Source organism: Dellaglioa sp. CoH-57-MRSF-20 (genome assembly GCF_056781955.1).
On the sequence record NZ_JBXAXV010000057.1, the window covers coordinates 1 to 630 of the forward strand.

Below are 630 nucleotides of genomic sequence, written 5' to 3' on the forward strand. Positions count from 1 at the left end.
AGTTTAGTCAGGAGCTGCGCGAGTACGGCTTCGTGCCGGGTGGCGGTACCGAAATCATGAAGCGCCGGATCGTGGACGTGGGTACCGAAAAGGACATGCTGGCAGTGGCGCAGGCCCGGAAGCATGCGGAGGACACGGCCATCGAGAACTTGGGCGACTACGTTGATGAGTGGATTCTGGTGCACGAGGATCATGCGCCGGTTCGTGGGTATCGCGTGCCGATCGAAAATGATTACGATCTGGATCGGCTGTGCACCATCGTCTTCTGCATGCCGGGATGGGTGCGTACGGGCCCGCAGGACGTGGAGCGTGCCGGAGTACCGGTCGAGGAATGCGCAAGTGTCACTGACCTCATGAAGTGTGTGCGTACTGCTAATGCCGAGCGCGAACGGGGCAAACCGCGAGTGGTTGAATATGTGCTGGAAAAATATAGGATTGGGGCCGAAGAACACATCAACCTGTACAGCGTCAACCTGTATCATGGTGAGAGTCGTGTGGAATTTGAGTCACGGCTCGCGTACTTCGATAACTTCCTGACGATCACACATGGGGAGGCCGAAAGCTTGGGGTTCCCGATTTACCACTTCAACAGCACTGGCGAATTCTTCAATCACGTGACAGGTTAAACAT

General features: G+C 56.0%; 1 protein-coding gene. It reads left to right on the forward strand.

The window, feature by feature from the left end:
• A partial coding sequence (locus AC1RPN_RS08070; protein ID WP_481763693.1) for a hypothetical protein occupies positions 1-626 on the forward strand: 626 nt, incomplete at its 5' end.
• Positions 627-630 lie beyond the last annotated feature (4 nt).